The following is a 16,542-nucleotide window of genomic DNA, read 5'->3' as shown; positions in this document are numbered from 1 at the left end:
CGGAGAGACCGATGCCTGAGGCCGTTTGCAAACGAGGGTTTTCGGTCAATCCGCCACAGACGGGCTATGTTGTAATTTGCGCATGAACCTGCCCCCCGACACACGGTCCGCTCCCACCCCATCGGGCCGTCCCTTGCGTTTCTCGCATGTGGCCATCGTCGGCAAATACCAGGCACCCGGTTCGCGGGACGCTGTCGAGGAAATCGCGCATTTCCTGCACGACGAAGGTTGCGATGTGTCGCTGGAGCAGGAGACCTGGCTCAACACCGGCCTGAACCAGTACCCCTCGCTCTCCGTGCCGGCCATGGGCCAGCACTGCGACCTGGCGCTGGTGGTGGGCGGCGACGGCACCATGTTGGGCATCGGGCGCCAGCTGGCACGCTTCGGCGTACCGCTGGTGGGCATCAACCAGGGGCGACTGGGCTTCATCACCGACATTCCTTTCGAGGACTTCCGCGACACGCTGCGCCCCATCCTGCGTGGATCGTTCGAAGACGATCCACGCTCGCTCATGGCCGCCGGCATCTGGCGCGATGGCCGCTGTGTCTTCGAGGCCACCGCCCTCAACGACGTGGTCGTCAACCGGGGTGGAGCGGCGAGCATGATCGAACTGCGCGTCGAGGTGGACGGGCATTTCGTGGCCAACCAGCGCGCAGACGGCTTGATCATCGCCTCCCCCACCGGCTCCACCGCCTATGCCCTGTCTGCCGGCGGGCCGCTGTTGCACCCGGCCATCGGCGGCTGGCTGCTGGTCCCGATCGCACCACACACCTTGTCGAACCGACCCGTCGTTTTGCCGGGTCACAGCGAGATCGCGGTGGAAATCGTCTCGGGCAAGGAAGCCAGCGCGAATTTCGACATGCAGTCCTTCACCAGCCTGCTGCACGGTGACCGCATCGTGGTGCGCCGCTCCGACCATGCCCTGCGCCTGCTGCATCCGGTGGGATGGAGCTATTTCGATACCCTGCGGAAGAAGCTGCACTGGAACGAAGGGGTCTGAGGACCCGCAGAATCCCGCCTGTTCACAACGCCCCACACCCACCATGAGCCTGCGCCGAATTGCCCTGCGTGACTTCGTCATCGTGCAGTCCCTTGATCTCGATCTGGACCAGGGCTTTGGCGTGCTCACGGGCGAAACCGGTGCCGGCAAGTCCATCCTCATCGACGCCCTCCAGCTGGCGCTGGGTGCGCGCGCCGAAAGTGGCGTGGTGCGCGAAGGCGCTGCACGCTGTGAAATTGCCGCCGAGTTCGATGCGCCCGCATCGATCCACCCATGGCTCGAGGAGCAGGGATTCCCGATCGAAGACGGTCTGCTGTTGCGCCGCACGGTGGACACCGAAGGCCGAAGTCGCGCATGGATCAACGGCAGCGCAGCCACCATGGCACAGCTCAAGGCGCTGGCCGATGGCCTGGTCGACATCCACGGGCAGCATGCATGGCAGAGCCTCACGCGCGCCGACGCCGTGCGCGACCTGCTCGACGCCTATGCCGGCATCGACACCTCCGCGGCCACCCAGGCCTGGGCCCGGTGGCGCCAGCAACGCAAACTGCTGGACAACGCCACCGAAAAACAGAACACGCTGCGGCAGGAAGGCGAGCGCCTGGCCTGGCAGATCGCCGAGCTTGACAAGCTGTCGCCGCTGCCGGACGAATGGGCCGAACTCAACGCCCAGCACAGCCGCCTGGCCAACGCACAAGGGCTGCTGGATGCCGCGCAGGCGGCTGTCACGGCGCTGGACGACGAAGAGGCCAATGCGGCCGCGCTCATCCACCGGGCCCTGGCGGCGCTGCAGGCGCAGGCCCACATCGAGCCGCGCTTTGCAGACCCGATCGCCGCACTCGAGGCAGCACTGGCGCAGGTGCAGGACACCGTGCACAACCTGCACCAGTACGCGCGCCACACCGACCAGGACCCCACCAGCCTGGCATCGCTCGACCAGCGACTGGCGCTGTGGGTGTCGCTGGCACGCCGCTACCGACGCAGCCCCGAAGAACTCGCCGACGTGCTCGCCCAGTGGAAGAGTGAACTGGCCACCATCGACCAGGCGCTGGATCTCGATGCCTTGCAGGCCGCCGAACGGTCCGCCTTCAAGGCGTTCAATGCCGAGTTGCAGACCATCACCAGGGAACGCCAGAAGGCCGCGCCCCGGCTGTCGAAAGCGGTCACACAAAGCATGCAGTCCCTGGGCATGCAAGGGGGCGTGTTTGAAGTGGTCTTGCAGCGCCTTGAGGAGCCGCAGGCGCACGGCTGGGAGCTGGTCGAGTTTCGCGTGGCGGGCCATGCCGGCACGACACCCAAACCCGTTGGCAAGGTGGCCTCGGGCGGCGAGCTCTCGCGCATTGCACTGGCGATTTCGGTGGTCACGAGTCGACTGGGGCAGGCACCCACACTGATCTTTGACGAAGTGGACTCCGGCATTGGTGGCGCCGTGGCGCACACGGTGGGCCAGCTGTTGCGCCAGCTCGGACGTGATCGCCAGGTGCTGGCCGTGACCCATCTGCCCCAGGTGGCGGCCTGCGCCGACCACCATCTGTTGGTGAGCAAACAGCGGGTCGGGAAACAAACGCTCAGCACAGTCGCACCGATCGCGCACGAGGCACGCGTGGTCGAGCTCGCACGCATGCTCGGTGGCAACGAGAAGTCGGAAATCTCGCTGGCCCACGCCCGCGAACTCCTGTCTGCCTGAATGCCCAAAACACCCATCATGTCCACCACCCCAGACACTCCGATTCGCCTGGTGCTGATCACCGGCATGTCCGGCTCCGGCAAGTCGGTGGCACTCACCGCGCTGGAGGATGTGGGGTTTTACTGCGTGGACAACCTCCCGCCCGAGCTCCTCGAGCCTTTCATCGAGCTTGAGCAAAGCCACAAAGCCAGCAAGGTCGCCATCGCCATGGATGTGCGCAGCGCCGCTTCGCTGCCGGGTTTGCCCAAGCGACTCGCGCAACTGCAGCGGCATGCCCAGCGACCGGTGAACCTCACCACGGTGTTCCTCGACGCGACGACCGACACCCTGGTGCGCCGTTTTTCAGAGACCCGTCGGCTGCATCCGCTGTCGCTCAAACAGTTCAACGACCAGCATCGCGCATTGACCGATGCCATCGAACAGGAACGCGAGCTGCTGGCCGAGCTTCGCGACCAGGCGCTGGTGCTCGACACCAGCCTGATCCGGCCCACGCACCTGCGCAGCCAGATCAAGGACCTGCTGGGCGCCACGCAGGCGCCACTCACACTGGTGTTCGAGTCGTTCGCGTTCAAACGCGGCATTCCCATGGACGCCGACTTTGTGTTTGATGTGCGCATGCTGGCCAATCCGCACTACGAGCCCGAACTCAAGCCGCTGACCGGGCGCGATGCGCCGGTTGCCGCCTACCTGGCGGCACAACCGGAAGTGCAACAGATGGAGCAGCAAATCAGCGATTTCCTCGGACACTGGCTGCCCCAGATGCTGCGCGACCACCGCAGCTATGTGACGGTGGCGATCGGCTGCACCGGAGGACAACACCGCTCGGTGTATCTGGTCGAGCAACTCGCCCGCACCTTTGCGGTGGACTGGTCGAGCCGGGTGCGCCACCGCGAAGCCGACGCCTGGCCTGCAGCGCCGACTGCGCGGGCCGGAACGGCCTGATTCAGTTGCTGCCCGCTGCTGCCGCCTCGAACAAAGAGGGTTTGAACAAGTTCTGCAGAAGCAGCTTGACCGGCGCAGGCAGACCGTGCTGTTCAAGCATCGCCACACTGACCCACTGGCCATCGGGCCAGGCCTCGCCCTGAGGCTCTGCCTGCAGTTGCATCAGCATGGGGTGCAGGCGCAGCTCGCGGTGTGTCAGGCTGTGGCTCACAGCGTCCAGCGCCGCGAGTCCGCCGGCCTGCATGGGTCCGAGCGCCTCGCGCGCCGCCTCTTCGCTCGGGTAAACCGGCGGGCAAAACAAGCCGGCCCAGATGCCACTGGCGGGCCGGCGCTGCAGCCAGATGCGGTCCTGCCCGCCACGCAACAGCAGCATCAACAACCACCAGCTTTCGTGCCGACGCTTGAGGGTGCGGGTCTTGATCGGGAACCGCTGTGGCTCACCCGACCGCCAGCCCAGGCAGATCGGCTGCATGGGGCAAAGCTCGCAGGCTGGCCGGCTGCGCGTGCACACGGTCGCACCCAGGTCCATGAGGCCCTGCGTGTAAGCGGTCATGTCATCGGCTGATGGGTGCAGAGGCAACAGGTTCTGTGCCTGCTCCCACAGCGCCCGCTGAGACGCGGTCTGCGCCAGGTCTCCCTCAAACGCGAGCAGGCGAGTCAGCACCCTGCGCACGTTGCCGTCAACGATGGACACCCGTTCACCGAAACAGAACGCCGCGATGGCGGCCGCCGTGGATGCGCCGATGCCCGGCAGCTTCTCCAGCTCTGCGGCCGTGGAGGGAAACGCGCCGGCATGGCGCAGCACAACGGTCTGGGCACAGCGGTGCAGATGGCGCGCACGGCTGTAATAGCCCAAGCCGCTCCACAACGCCATCACCTCGTCGGTTTCGGCGGCCGCCAGGGTGTGCACATCGGGAAAACGGTCGAGGAAGCGTCCGTAGTAGCCCAGCACCGTGCTCACCTGGGTTTGCTGCAGCATCACCTCGGACAACCACACGCGGTAAGGATCCCGACTGCCCTGCCAGGGCAAACCGCTGCGCCCGGCGCGCCGCTGCCAGTCGATCAGCCGGGGGGCGAACGCGGCAGGCAGTTCTGCGCCCGGGCCAGGCACGCTCATGCGGCCAGGGCTTCGTCGGACTCTTCTTCGGGGGCAGCCAGCAGGTGGTCGGTCAGCTCGGACAACTTGGCATCGAGCACATTGAGCTTGCCCTGGTGGGTCTGGAGTTCGCGAATGCGCTCGTCCAATCCCCCCGCCGCTTGCTGGATGCGCGAGACGGCTTCGATGCGGCGGGTGAAGTTTCGCCGACGTTCGCGCAGCTGCGCATCAAGCTGGGCCGCCGCCGACTTGTTCCACAGTTCAACTTCGTTGACCGCCGTGTCGTAGACCACGCGCAGTCGACTCATGAGCGCACGCGCCAGACGCTCGGCGAATTCGGGCTGTGCGAGCTTGAGCGCATTGCCCAGGCTCAAATACTGCAGATGGCTTTTTTCGATCAGGTCCAGGTCGTTGACGTATTGGGCCAGCTTGGGCGGCGTGGGCGCCTGCAGCGAAAACCCGTACTCGGCGTTCAGGCTCTTGAAGCTGCCCTCCAGCATGGACTGGATGTCGCCCGCCATGCCGTCGGCTTTGAGCATGTCGGCGCGAAGACGGTCGAAGGTGTGGTCGTAGGCGCGGCGCACACCGAGCTTGATGCCGGGTTGCCGCAGCGCCTTGGACAGCACCGACACCTCGGCCTTGAGGTGCGTGGCACTCAACATCGCAAAGAGGTCCTTGAGCAAACGCAGATGCACCGAGCGCACGGCCTGTATCTTGGCGCCGCTGGCATCGAAGTCTGCCTGCTCCTGTTCAATGCGAAGGCGCATCTGCTTGATCACCCCGGCGTTCTTTCCGCGCAATCCTTCGAGCTCCTGAATCTGCTCGACCAGGTCGCGCGAGCGGGTGTGCACCATGCGGGTGGTTTCCACCCGCAAGGCCTGGATGCCGGTGGCCACGGCCGCACTCAGGATCTTGCGCCGCTGACCCAGGAGGTCCACACCCAGCGCCGTTTCCAGCTCCATCAGGTTGCTGGCTTCGAGCAATTTCTTGTCCCGATTGACCTTGGCCAGGAGACCCTTCTGGGCGGACACCGCCAGAACCTGCCTGGGCGAGAGCCCGAGGATCTCGGCAGAGTCGGTGCGCTGCGAAGCAATCTGCAACTGCACTTGCTCGGGAGAGCTCAGCGCGTCCCACATGGTGTCGATCTTGTTGAGCACCACCAGGCGCGATTCCTTGCCTTCCCCCAGCACCGACAGATGCTGGCGCCAGATGGTGAGGTCGGACTTGGTCACGCCGGTATCGGCCGCGAGGATGAACACCACCGCCTGCGCCTGGGGCAAGAGGCTCACCGTCAGCTCGGGTTCGGCACCGATGGCGTTGAGTCCGGGTGTGTCCAGAATCACCAGGCCTTGCTTGAGCAGCGGGTGCGCCATGTTGATCAGGGCGTGGCGCCACCTGGGTACCTCCACCGTGCCGTCGGCACCGGCCAGCGGGTTGTCTTCGGGCGTTTCATCGCTCCAGAAACCCAGTCCACGCGCTTCGTCCAGCGTGACCCGGCGAACCTCGGCCACTTTTTGGATGGCCCGGGCCAGTTGCTTGGGATCGTTCACGTCGAGATCCACGCGTTCCCATTTGTCGGGGGCGTTGCGCCAGTCCAGCAGGGACAGGGGTTGCATGCGGGTCTCGATGGGCAACAGGCGAAGGCAGGGCGGCACCTCGGCGTCGTAGCCCAACTCGGTGGGACACATGGTGGTGCGGCCCGCGCTCGCCGGCATGATGCGGCGGCCGTAGCCTGCGAAAAACACCGCATTGATCAGCTCGGACTTGCCGCGCGAGAACTCGGCCACGAAAGCGACCATGATCTTGTCGTTCTTGACCTGGGCGTGCAGCCCGTCCAGGCGTTCACGGATGCCGGGCTCCATCAGGTCGTGGTCGGTCAACCACTCGGCAAGCAGACGCAGGCGCAAGGCAAACTGCTTGCGCCACACGCCATGTTGATCAAATTCCTGATTGAAACTCATAGCTCTGTTGTTGTAACCATCGGTCAATATAGCATCGGCTCCCCTCGCAATGCTGGTCGGCGTGCATGACCGACAGCCGGGCTGCCCCGACGCTCAGCTTTTCTGGCAAGAGGTGCAGAAAAACGTCGATCGCTGGCCCTGCCGGATGGCTTTGACGGGCCTGCCGCATGCCCTGCAGGGTTGTCCTTCCCGACCGTAGACCATGGCATCGAGCTGGAAGTAGCCCGAACGACCCTCGGCATTCGAAAAATCGCGCAGGGTGCTGCCGCCCAGAGCCACGGCCCGGGTCAGCACCTCGACGATGGCCGCGTGCAGACGCGCGGCACGCGGCTTGCTGATGCGATCGGCCCGCATGGTCGGGCGAATGCCGGCCATGAACAAGGCTTCCGAGGCGTAGATGTTGCCCACCCCCACCACGATGTCACCGCACAGCAAAACCTGCTTGATGACCGAGCGGCGCAGTTGCAGGGCACGGTGAAACGCCAGCGGATCAAATCCGCCCTCGAGCGGCTCCACACCCAGGCCACCCAGCAACTTGACGGCCACAGCATCGTTCAGGGCGTCGGCGTAGACCACGGCTCCGAAACGCCGGGGATCGTGCAGCCGCAAGCTGCCCCGTGTGGTCAACAACTCGAAGTGATCGTGCACGCCCGGGGGCGGCAGCGTGACCGCGAACTGCAGGCTGCCCGACATGCCCAGATGCACCAGCAGATGGCCCCGGTCCAGGTTGAGCAGGAGGTATTTGCCGCGCCGGCTCACCGACACCACCGTGCGGCCATGAAGGGCGGCCGTCTCGCAACCCAGCGGCCAGCGCAACGCCTTGCCCATGCGCAGATGCAGGATCGAGGCCCCGGCAATGCGGTCGGCAAAACTGCGCCGTGTGACTTCAACTTCGGGGAGTTCGGGCATGGATCGTTGATTTTTTCAAGGCGTCCGGAACGCTTGTGCGGTCTTCCTGTCTGACCACAGCACCCCGAAACCCTTCCATTATCATGAACCGATGAATACCGTGCTCCGCTCCCAAGGCCCGTCCACCCAGCGTGCCCGTTTGCCGGGTTCCCGCGCGGTGATCTCGGCCGGCCTGCTGCGCCACACCGCCGTCGCGCTGGCCGCAGCGGGCAGCATCTGGAGCGCCTGGGCCCAGACTTCACCCCCCCCCGCGACGGCGCCAGCACCCGTGCCGGCGGCTGCGCCGGGCGCCGGTGAGGTCGTCAATTCGGCACTCAACGCACCGCTCTTCTACCAGTTGCTGCTCGGTGAACTCAACGTGCGCGCAGGCGAGCCGGGCACGGGTTACTCCTTCATCCTTGATGCAGCGCGCAAACAACGCGACCCGTTGCTGTACCGGCGTGCGGTTGAAGTGGCCCTGCAAGCCAGGTCGGGCGACGCAGCACTTGCCGCTGCGCGCGCTTGGGCACAGGAACTTCCCGGCAGTTCGGAGGCCAGGCGTTTCGAATTGCAGATCCTGCTGGCCCTCAACCGCGTCGGCGAAACCGGGCCGGTGCTGCAGGCCATCCTGAAGGGCGCGTCGGACGCCGACCGCAACGACACCATCAACGCGATTCCCCAGACCTTTTCACGTGCGTCCGACAAGAGCCTGGCGGCGGCCGTGGTTCGTGAGGCCTTGGGCCCCTACCTCAAACAACCGGCCCATGCGGCGCCCGCCTTCACATCGATCGGCCGCATGTACTTTGTGCAGGACCAGTTGCCCGAGGCTCTGGTGTCCGCCCGGCTGGGCCACACGGCCGATCCGGCCTCGCCCTTCCCGGCCCTGCTGGCGCTGGAGCTGATGGAACGCGGTGAGCAAGAGGCCGAGCCCATCGTGCGCCAGCAGCTCGAAGCCAGCAGCATCACCACATCGACAGACACCGCTGTGGCGCTGAGCTATGCGCGAACCCTGCTTGACGCCCAGCGCAATGTGGAGGCACGCGTCCAGCTGGAAAAACTCACCACGCGACAAGCCGATCAAGCCGAGCCCTGGCTGCTGCTGGGCTCGCTGCAGTTGCAGGAAAACGCCCTGCCTGCGGCCACCGCATCGCTGGAGAAGTACATGACCCTGGCCCGGCAGGCGGGAGACGAACGCTCTGCCCGGGGCCTCACCCAGGCCTACCTGATGATGTCGCAGATCGCGGAGAAACGGCAGGACTATGCCGCGGCCGCTGCGTGGCTGGACCGTATCGAAAACGCCGATGACATCATGGCCGCCCAGATGCGCCGGGCGTCGTTGCTGGCTCGCCAGGGCCAGATGCCTCAAGCCCGTGCCCTGTTGCGCAGCCAGCCCGAGCGGCGCCCCGAAGACGCACGCCTGAAGCTGGTGGCCGAGGCCCAGCTGCTGCGCGAATTCAAGGCCTGGCAGGAGGCCTACGAGGTGTACGGCGAAGCCGTGGCGCGTTACCCCGACGAAGCGGACCTGCGGTACGACCAGGCCATGATGGCCGAGAAGGCGGGCAAGCCTGCCGACATGGAGGTGCTGCTGCGTGCCTTGATCGCGGCCAAGCCCGACTTCCACCACGCCTACAACGCGCTGGGCTACTCGCTGGCCGACCGCAACGAGCGCCTGCCCGAAGCCAAGCGCCTGATCGAGAAGGCCGTGGAGCTGGCGCCCGGCGACGCCTACATCCTGGACAGCCTGGGTTGGGTCGAATTCCGCATGGGCAACACGGCCCGCGCGCTCGAGATCCTTCAGTCGGCCTACGGCAAGCGTCCGGATCCGGAGATCGCGGCCCACCTCGGCGAAGTGCTGTGGTCGAAAGGCCAGCGGGAACAGGCACTCAAGATCTGGCGCGAAGGCCTGCTGCTTTCGGCAGACAACGAAACGCTGCAAGGAACGCTCAAGCGACTGCGCGTCAAACCATGAGGTGGGTGGCGTTGCTGGTCACCGTCGCGCTGGTGTCGGCTTGTGCCACCCCTCAGCGCGTCGCGTTGCCCGGGGAAGAACTGTGGAGCGGTCGCCTGGCCATGACCGTGCAAGGCAATCCGCCGCAATCGTTCTCCGCCGGCTTTGATTTGCGAGGCTCTCCCGACGCAGGCGAGTTGCAACTCACCTCACCCCTTGGAACTTCGCTGGCCACCGTGGTGTGGCGCCCCGGCAGCGCCGAGATGCGCCAGGGGGGTCAAGTGACCCGTCGGGGCAGCCTGGACGAACTCACCGCAGAACTCAGCGGCACGCCCGTGCCGGTGGCTGCGCTGTTCGGCTGGTTGCGCGGTCAGGCCGGCGACGTGCCCGGCTGGCAGGCCGACCTGGCCCGGCAACCCGAAGGCCGCATCACCGCGCGCCGCTTTGCGCCTCAACCGCCAGCGGAACTCCGGGTCGTGGTGCAGCCATGATCCGTGGCGCGACCTTGCGGCGCTTGCTGGATGTTCCAGCCCCGGCCAAGCTCAACCTCTTCCTGCACATCACCGGGCGCCGCGCAGACGGTTACCACCTGCTGCAATCTGTCTTCATGTTGATCGACTGGTGCGACCGACTGCACTTCGATCTGCGGCAGGACGGCCGGATCAGCCGTGAAGACCTCATGCCAGGCTCGTTGCCGGCCGAGGACCTCTCGGTGCGCGCGGCCCGTGCGCTGCAAGCCGCCACGGGGTGCCCGTCGGGCGTGCACATCGCGCTGGAAAAGCACGTGCCGGCCGAAGCCGGCATGGGCGGCGGCTCGTCCGACGCGGCCTCCACCCTGCTCGCGCTCAACCGCCTGTGGGGCCTTGGCCTGACGCGCTCCCAACTCTGTGCCATCGGTCTCACCCTGGGCGCCGACGTTCCATTTTTCGTTGGCGGGCAACACGCATGGGTGGAAGGCGTGGGCGAACAGCTCACGCCCCTGAAGCTGGCCCCGGCCCGGTTTGTGGTGGTCAAGCCCTCGGGCGGGGCATCGACACAGCGCATCTTCGGCGCGCCCGAACTCAAACGCGATACAAAAACTGCTACAATCCAAGGCTTTGCTGCAAACGACTCGCGTGAAGGTTCCCCTGGAGACAGGGTGTTCGATATCCAGGCAATGCTGGCCTTCGGACACAACGACCTTCAACCCGTGGCGCAGGCGCTTTGCCCCGATGTGGGGCACTGCATACAGTGGTTGAAAGACCAGGGTTTGCAGGGGCGCATGACCGGTTCGGGAACGGCGGTGTTCGCACAGTTGCCGCAGGGCACGGTATTGACCACCGCCCCGGGCGACTGGATGGTTCGTGAATGCAGCAACATGGATGTCCATCCATTGCTTGACTGGTGCACCGATTAGAATCGGCAGCGCGCAGCCCAGGCAGCGGTTGTGCAACCTGCAAAGGTTTTCGGTGGTCTGTCCGGCTTCACGTTGAACAGACCTCCTGCGTAGGGGAGTCGCCAAGTTGGTAAAGGCACTGGATTTTGATTCCAGCATGCGAGGGTTCGAGTCCTTCCTCCCCTGCCACCCGGTTTTCATCACATCACGTACCCCACCGGCCGTTCCACAAGCGGCCATTTTTGACGGCGATCCATCTGGGCCGTCGTTCAAACAGCTGGGAACCCCATGCAAGTTCAGCCGCCGGATTTCATGATCTTCACCGGCAACGCCAATCCGGTGTTGGCCTCGGAGATCGCACAGCATCTGGGCACCCAGCTCGGCGCGGCCAATGTGGGTCGCTTCTCCGACGGTGAAGTCACTGTCGAGATCACACAAAACGTGCGCGCGCGCCACGTGTTTGTGATCCAGTCCACCTGCTCGCCGACGAACGAAAACCTGATGGAACTGATCATCATGGTCGACGCGCTCAAGCGCGCCTCGGCTGTGAGCATTTCCGCCGTCATCCCCTATTTCGGTTATGCCCGCCAGGACCGTCGCCCGCGCTCGGGCCGGGTGCCGATCTCGGCCAAGGTGGTGGCCAACATGCTGACGGCCGTGGGCGTGAACCGCGTCTTGACCATGGATCTGCATGCCGACCAGATCCAGGGCTTCTTCGACATTCCGGTGGACAACATTTACGCCTCGCCGGTGCTGCTGGGCGACCTGCGCCAGAAGAACTATCCCGACCTGCTGGTGGTCTCTCCCGACGTCGGGGGCGTGGTGAGGGCGCGGGCGCTGGCCAAGCAGCTCAACTGCGACATGGCCATCATCGACAAGCGCCGCCCCAAGGCCAACGTGTCGGAAGTCATGCATGTGATCGGTGACATCGACGGCCGCAACTGCGTGATCATGGACGACATGATCGACACCGCCGGCACGCTGGTCAAAGCCGCCGAGGTGCTCAAGGAGCGCGGCGCCAAACACGTCTATGCGTACTGCACGCACCCGATCTTCTCGGGCCCGGCCATCGAGCGCATCGCCAAGGGCAACGCGCTGGACGAGGTGGTGGTCACGAACACGATTCCCTTGTCGCAAGCCGCCCAGGCCTGCGCCAAGATCCGCCAGCTCTCCGTGGCACCGCTGATGGCCGAGACCATCGCGCGCATTGCCTCGGGTGAGTCGGTGATGAGTTTGTTTGCCGATCAGGACAACCTCTTCTAAGAGGCCCTGGAGGCAGCAAAAGCGGGTGACTCCCATGGTGGGGGTCGCTCATTTGAAACAGAGGCGTTCTGGTCGCGGAACCCCTCCACAGGAGAAATGTATGCAATTCGTCGCTTTTGAGCGCGCCAAGCAGGGTACGGGTGCGAGCCGCCGTCTCCGCAACACCGGCCGCACGCCCGGTATCGTCTTTGGTGGTGAAACAGCCGCCGCCACGATCGAACTCGATCACAACGCCCTGTGGCACGCCCTGAAAAAGGAAGCCTTCCACTCGTCCATCCTCGAGATGGACGTGGCCGGCACGGTGCAGAAAGTGTTGCTGCGCGATGTGCAGTACCACCCGTACAAGCCGCTGGTGCTGCACGTGGACTTCCAACGCGTGAACGAGAAGACGCGCCTGCACAAGAAGGTGCCCCTGCACTTCATCAACGAAGAGAGCTCGCCTGCGGTCAAGACCGACAAGTGCGTGATCAACCACGTGATGACCGAGATCGAGATCGAGTGCCTGGCCACCCAGCTGCCCGAGAACATCACGGTCGACCTGGGCGAGGTCGTCAAGGGCGGCACGGTCCACACCGGCGACATCAAGCTGCCCAAGGGCATCAAGCTGGTCATGCACGGCCGCAAAAACCTGACCATCGCCACCGTGGTGGAGCCGGTTGAAGAAGTCGTGGCCGCTCCGGTGGTCGCCGCTGTCGACGACAAAAAAGGCGCCAAGGGCAAGAAGAAGTAACCCGTCTTCGGACCGTTGACTCCATCAGGACGGCCCGCTTCATGCGGGCCGTCCTGCATTCAGCGCCCCCCTACCTGCCGATAATCCGACCTCATGATCAAACTCATCGCCGGCCTGGGCAATCCGGGCCCGGATTACGAACACACGCGTCACAACGCAGGTTTCTGGTGGGTGGACGAAGCCGCGCGCCTGCTCAAGACCTCGCTGCAGATGGAGCGTGGCCATTTCGGACGGGTGGCCCGCGCCGTGGTGGACGGCCAGAGCGTCTGGCTGGTGGAGCCGCAGACCTTCATGAACCTGTCGGGCAAGTCGGTGGCGTCGGTGGCGCGCTTTTTCAAGATCGCACCGGAAGAGGTGCTGGTGGTGCATGACGAACTCGACCTGCCACCCGGCGAGATCAAGCTCAAGAAGGGCGGCGGGCACGCCGGCCACAACGGTTTGCGCGACATCCACGCCCAGCTGGGCAGCGCCGACTACTGGCGCCTTCGCGTGGGCATCGGCCACCCGGGCAACAAGAACGAGGTGGCCAACTGGGTGCTGAAGAAACCGTCGCCCGACGACCGCATTGCGATTGCCCAGGCACTGGACCGCAGCCTCAAGGCGCTGCCGCAACTGATCGCCGGGGAAATGGACAAGGCCACAGCGCTCATCCACACCAGCAAGCCGCCGCGGCCCAAACCGCCGCGACCGGCCAAGCCCGATCAGCTACCCGTCGAGGGAGCAGCGGGTGAAGGCACATCACCCGCGGCCGACAAGGGCTGACCGGCTTTCTGCAGGCGCTGGTACTTCTGCCAGAGCGTCTCGCGCGATTCGATGTGGTCCGGGTGGATCGGAATGCAACTCACCGGGCACACCTGCACACACTGCGGCTCGTCGAAATGCCCAACGCACTCGGTGCAGCGTGACGGGTCGATCTCGTAGATCTCCTCGCCCATGTAGATGGCCTGGTTCGGGCACTCGGGCTCGCACACGTCGCAGTTGATGCATTCGTCGGTGATCAGCAGCGCCATGGGTGTCGGCTCCGGGTCAGGCCTGCAACGGCGCCGGCTTCAAGCAGGCGGCCACCGCCGGGCTCACCATCTGCGACACATCGCCGCCCAATTGCGCGATCTCCCGCACCAGCGTGCTCGAGATGCACTGCAGTTCGGCCTGCGGCAGCAGGAACACCGTCTCCACGCCGGCGTGCAGCTTGCGGTTCATCGCCGCCATCTGAGCCTCGTAGTCGAAGTCGGTGAGGTTGCGGATACCCCGCACCACGGCGCAAGCGCCCTGCTGCCGGCAGAAATCCATGATCAGGCCGTCGAACGGCAGCACCCGCACCTGGCCAGGCATGCGCGAGGCGGCCTCGGCCGCCATGCCGAGCCTTTGCTGCAGGGAGAAGCGGGTCTTCTTGTGGTGGGCGATGGCCACGGCGATGATCACTTCATCGAACAGGGAAGCGGCTCGGCGCGTGACGTCTTCGTGACCCAGCGTGAGCGGGTCGAAGGTGCCGCTGTAGACCGCGACGCGTGGCGCCGTCGAGGACGGAGGAAGTTCGGAACTCATGCCCGGAATTATGCGCGCGGGGTGGTCAGTGCCCGCTCACTGCACGGGCAATGGCCGCAACAGATGAAAGGCCACCGCGCCCGCCCTGGCCTGGCGGTGCACTTGCAGACCCAGGGTGGCCAGCTCGTCGTCGAGCCAGGGGCGCGACGATTCCAGGTAGATCAGCCCCTGCGCCCCGATGGCCTGGCGCGCCGCCGCGAGCGCCGACAGCACCAGGGCTTCGTTCTGGCCATCGGCAAACGGCGGGTCGAGGAAGACCACGTCCAGCCCTTGTCCGGCACGCTGGCGCAGCGCGGCCACGCCATCCCCGCGTTCCACGCGCACTCCGGTGGCCTTGAGACGGGTGGTGATGCGGCTCAGGTTGGCGAGCAGGGCACTGTCCTGCTCCACCAGCACCACCTCGACAGCGCCGCGTGACGCCGCCTCCAGACCCAGCGCGCCGGTACCGGCAAAGGCATCGACGCATCGAAGTCCGGTGAGGTCCTGCCCGAGCCAGTTGAACAAGGTCTCGCGCACCCGCGAGGGCGTGGGGCGCAGGCCGGGGCGATCGGCCACCGGCAGCAGCGTGCGCTTCCACAGGCCGCCGATGATGCGGATCTCGTGGGGGGCACTGGCCGCAGCGCGCGCTGCAGGAACGGGAGGTTTTTTCATGGCCGTGAGCTTACGACACGCGGCAGACAACGCCCGCCGGCGACACCGCGGAGCGCGGCCCTGGCCTGTCCCGAGCCGGTCGAAAGGCCGGGCCGCAGGCATTGCACCCGGGGAAGCCTAGGGTGTTGCGCCCACCACCACCGTCACCATGCGATCGGGCTGCAGCACGCGGTCAAACGCGCGCCGGATGTCGGCCACGCTCACTCGCTCGATCTGCCGGGTCCAGGTGTCCAAGTAGTCCAGCGGCAGGCCGTTCCAGCCGATGTTGGCCACGTTGTCGAGCAGCTTGCGGTTGCTGTCGATGCGCAGCGAAAAGCCGTTGACCAGAAACGCCTTCGCTGCAACGAGTTCGGCTTCGGTCGGGCCCTTTTCCACGAAGTCCCGCACCACCTTGCGCGAAACCTCCACCGCCTGCGCGGCCTGGTCAGGGCGGGTGGTCAGGCCGATCTGGAAGGCCCCCGCGTGGCGCCCTGGGGCAAAGTAGCTGAACACGCTGTAGCTCAGGCCGCGCTTTTCCCGCACTTCGGTGGTCAGCCGCGACACGAAACCGCCCCCGCCGAGGATGTAATTGCCGACGAACAGCGGAAAGAAATCGGGGTCGTCGCGGGCGATGCCGGGCTGGCCGATCGAGACCTGGGCTTGCGCGGCAGCAAACGGCAGGCGCTCGTCGATCGCCCGTTCCAGCGACGCCACCGCAGGGACCCCCGGCAGCGGCCCGCAACCGTGCAGCTGCAGCGGCGCCATGAAACGGCCGACGATGGCATCGGCCCGGTTCCGGTCGATCGCACCCACCAGCGTCACCTGAGCGCGGCAAGCCACCACGTGGCGCCGGTAAAAGGCCTGCATGTCGGCCACACCGATGGCGTTGAAGGTGGCGGCATCGGGCTGGTACCCGTAGGGATGGCTGCCGTAGACCGCGCGCGCGAAAGCGCGGGCGGCCTGGGTGCCGGGCCGGGTCTCGGCTTCCTTCAGGGCCGCCAGCAAACGCTCGCGGTCGCGTTGCCAGACGTTCTGCGGCCAGGCCGGTGCAGCGATCTGGCGCGCAGCCAGGGCCACGGCGCGCTCCAGCAGGTCGGGTTCGGTCAGCGTCCGCAGCGACAGCGTGAAACGGTCGGCGCTGGCCTGGGCGCCAAACTGCGCACCGAGGTCCACCCAGGCTTCGCTGAGCTGGTTTTCATCGAGTGCGGGCAGGCCGGGTTGCGCCGCGACACCGCCCGAGAGCAAACCGGCCGTGACACTGGCCAGGCCGGCCTGGGCCGCCGGGTCGCGACGACTGCCGCCGTCGAAGTCGAGCTGCACGTCGAGCATGGGGATGGACGGGCTGGCCACGAGGTACACGCGCGCACCGCTGGCGTGGGTCCAGTGTTCAACGGGGATGGCCGCCTGGGCGGTGTTGAGCAGGCCCGACAGGGACAGGCAGGCCAGCGCCACAGCGGCACGGCCACGGCCCTGGGAG

The 16,542-nt window shown here is 66.0% G+C and carries 16 protein-coding genes and 1 tRNA gene; 10 read left to right on the top strand and 7 right to left on the bottom strand.

Features of this window, described 5'->3' with window-relative positions:
• Positions 1–82: 82 nt before the first annotated feature.
• The 3 genes from QUV35_RS06745 to rapZ are packed head-to-tail and all read left to right on the top strand — an operon-like array spanning position 83 to position 3,629.
• A complete protein-coding gene (locus QUV35_RS06745; protein WP_300871808.1) occupies positions 83–1,000 on the top strand; it encodes an NAD kinase in 918 nt (305 codons plus the stop codon).
• A gap of 43 nt (positions 1,001–1,043) precedes the next feature.
• The gene (recN, locus tag QUV35_RS06740) at positions 1,044–2,687 is read left to right on the top strand and encodes a DNA repair protein RecN (RefSeq protein ID WP_300871806.1); all 1,644 of its coding nucleotides are present in this window, start codon (positions 1,044–1,046) and stop codon (positions 2,685–2,687) included.
• Between the two features lie 18 nt (positions 2,688–2,705).
• Complete coding sequence (rapZ, locus tag QUV35_RS06735; RefSeq protein WP_300871804.1) at positions 2,706–3,629, top strand: RNase adapter RapZ; 924 nt, start codon at positions 2,706–2,708, stop codon at positions 3,627–3,629.
• 1 nt (position 3,630) lies between these two features.
• Here the strand turns inward: rapZ and mutY are convergent, their stop codons facing one another.
• From mutY to mutM, 3 genes are all read right to left on the bottom strand, one after another.
• Positions 3,631–4,746 (bottom strand): A/G-specific adenine glycosylase, encoded by a 1,116-nt coding sequence (gene mutY / locus QUV35_RS06730; protein ID WP_300871802.1) that lies wholly within the window; start codon positions 4,744–4,746, stop codon positions 3,631–3,633.
• Positions 4,743–6,686: a dynamin family protein gene (locus QUV35_RS06725; RefSeq protein WP_300871801.1), complete on the bottom strand. Its 1,944-nt coding sequence runs from the start codon at positions 6,684–6,686 to the stop codon at positions 4,743–4,745. Before QUV35_RS06725 ends, mutY begins: the two co-directional genes overlap by 4 nt.
• A gap of 93 nt (positions 6,687–6,779) precedes the next feature.
• Entirely contained in the window at positions 6,780–7,595 is an 816-nt protein-coding gene (gene mutM / locus QUV35_RS06720) for a bifunctional DNA-formamidopyrimidine glycosylase/DNA-(apurinic or apyrimidinic site) lyase (protein ID WP_300871799.1), read from the bottom strand.
• A gap of 91 nt (positions 7,596–7,686) precedes the next feature.
• Here mutM and QUV35_RS06715 point away from each other — a divergent pair, with 91 nt between their 5' ends.
• The 7 genes from QUV35_RS06715 to pth all read left to right on the top strand — a co-directional run bounded on the left by QUV35_RS06715 (position 7,687) and on the right by pth (position 13,652).
• Positions 7,687–9,543: a tetratricopeptide repeat protein gene (locus QUV35_RS06715; protein ID WP_300871798.1), complete on the top strand. Its 1,857-nt coding sequence runs from the start codon at positions 7,687–7,689 to the stop codon at positions 9,541–9,543.
• 5 nt (positions 9,544–9,548) lie between these two features.
• On the top strand, positions 9,549–10,013 hold the full coding sequence (locus QUV35_RS06710) for a lipoprotein insertase outer membrane protein LolB (protein ID WP_300871944.1): 465 nt from the start codon (positions 9,549–9,551) through the stop codon (positions 10,011–10,013).
• A gap of 14 nt (positions 10,014–10,027) precedes the next feature.
• Entirely contained in the window at positions 10,028–10,918 is an 891-nt protein-coding gene (gene ispE, locus QUV35_RS06705; RefSeq protein WP_300871942.1) for a 4-(cytidine 5'-diphospho)-2-C-methyl-D-erythritol kinase, read from the top strand.
• Positions 10,919–11,009: 91 nt separating this feature from the next.
• Positions 11,010–11,086 (top strand) — tRNA-Gln (locus QUV35_RS06700).
• 99 nt (positions 11,087–11,185) lie between these two features.
• Positions 11,186–12,160, top strand: coding sequence for a ribose-phosphate pyrophosphokinase (locus QUV35_RS06695; protein WP_300871797.1), 975 nt, complete (start codon positions 11,186–11,188; stop codon positions 12,158–12,160).
• A gap of 100 nt (positions 12,161–12,260) precedes the next feature.
• Positions 12,261–12,890 (top strand): 50S ribosomal protein L25/general stress protein Ctc, encoded by a 630-nt coding sequence (locus QUV35_RS06690; protein WP_300871795.1) that lies wholly within the window; start codon positions 12,261–12,263, stop codon positions 12,888–12,890.
• A gap of 93 nt (positions 12,891–12,983) precedes the next feature.
• Positions 12,984–13,652 (top strand): aminoacyl-tRNA hydrolase, encoded by a 669-nt coding sequence (gene pth, locus QUV35_RS06685; RefSeq protein WP_300871793.1) that lies wholly within the window; start codon positions 12,984–12,986, stop codon positions 13,650–13,652.
• On the opposite strand, the gene QUV35_RS06680 is transcribed toward pth, so the two are convergent.
• From QUV35_RS06680 to QUV35_RS06665, 4 genes are all read right to left on the bottom strand, one after another.
• Positions 13,592–13,900, bottom strand: a complete 309-nt coding sequence (locus tag QUV35_RS06680) for a YfhL family 4Fe-4S dicluster ferredoxin (protein WP_291218717.1) — start codon at positions 13,898–13,900, stop codon at positions 13,592–13,594. The genes pth and QUV35_RS06680 overlap by 61 nt on opposite strands.
• Before the next feature lie 16 nt (positions 13,901–13,916).
• The gene (gene coaD, locus QUV35_RS06675) at positions 13,917–14,435 is read right to left on the bottom strand and encodes a pantetheine-phosphate adenylyltransferase (protein ID WP_300871791.1); all 519 of its coding nucleotides are present in this window, start codon (positions 14,433–14,435) and stop codon (positions 13,917–13,919) included.
• Between the two features lie 36 nt (positions 14,436–14,471).
• Complete coding sequence (gene rsmD, locus QUV35_RS06670; RefSeq protein ID WP_300871790.1) at positions 14,472–15,086, bottom strand: 16S rRNA (guanine(966)-N(2))-methyltransferase RsmD; 615 nt, start codon at positions 15,084–15,086, stop codon at positions 14,472–14,474.
• Positions 15,087–15,203: 117 nt separating this feature from the next.
• A complete protein-coding gene (locus tag QUV35_RS06665; protein ID WP_300871940.1) occupies positions 15,204–16,517 on the bottom strand; it encodes a pitrilysin family protein in 1,314 nt (437 codons plus the stop codon).
• Between the last annotated feature and the right edge of the window lie 25 nt (positions 16,518–16,542).

Origin of the sequence: Hydrogenophaga sp. (assembly GCF_030373225.1) — a bacterium.
Classification (GTDB): domain Bacteria; phylum Pseudomonadota; class Gammaproteobacteria; order Burkholderiales; family Burkholderiaceae_C; genus Hydrogenophaga.
The sequence above is the reverse complement of the archived record's forward strand: the minus strand, read 5'-3'. Positions and strand labels throughout refer to the sequence as shown.

Bases quoted from the DNA above. Each gene is read 5' to 3' on its own strand.
- QUV35_RS06745 (WP_300871808.1), top strand. From the start codon at position 83: ATGAACCTGCCCCCCGACACACGGTCCGCTCCCACCCCATCGGGCCGT.
- recN (WP_300871806.1), top strand. From the start codon at position 1,044: ATGAGCCTGCGCCGAATTGCCCTGCGTGACTTCGTCATCGTGCAGTCC.
- rapZ (WP_300871804.1), top strand. From the start codon at position 2,706: ATGTCCACCACCCCAGACACTCCGATTCGCCTGGTGCTGATCACCGGC.
- mutY (WP_300871802.1), bottom strand. From the start codon at position 4,746: ATGAGCGTGCCTGGCCCGGGCGCAGAACTGCCTGCCGCGTTCGCCCCC.
- QUV35_RS06725 (WP_300871801.1), bottom strand. From the start codon at position 6,686: ATGAGTTTCAATCAGGAATTTGATCAACATGGCGTGTGGCGCAAGCAG.
- mutM (WP_300871799.1), bottom strand. From the start codon at position 7,595: ATGCCCGAACTCCCCGAAGTTGAAGTCACACGGCGCAGTTTTGCCGAC.
- QUV35_RS06715 (WP_300871798.1), top strand. From the start codon at position 7,687: ATGAATACCGTGCTCCGCTCCCAAGGCCCGTCCACCCAGCGTGCCCGT.
- QUV35_RS06695 (WP_300871797.1), top strand. From the start codon at position 11,186: ATGCAAGTTCAGCCGCCGGATTTCATGATCTTCACCGGCAACGCCAAT.
- QUV35_RS06690 (WP_300871795.1), top strand. From the start codon at position 12,261: ATGCAATTCGTCGCTTTTGAGCGCGCCAAGCAGGGTACGGGTGCGAGC.
- pth (WP_300871793.1), top strand. From the start codon at position 12,984: ATGATCAAACTCATCGCCGGCCTGGGCAATCCGGGCCCGGATTACGAA.
- QUV35_RS06680 (WP_291218717.1), bottom strand. From the start codon at position 13,900: ATGGCGCTGCTGATCACCGACGAATGCATCAACTGCGACGTGTGCGAG.
- coaD (WP_300871791.1), bottom strand. From the start codon at position 14,435: ATGAGTTCCGAACTTCCTCCGTCCTCGACGGCGCCACGCGTCGCGGTC.
- rsmD (WP_300871790.1), bottom strand. From the start codon at position 15,086: ATGAAAAAACCTCCCGTTCCTGCAGCGCGCGCTGCGGCCAGTGCCCCC.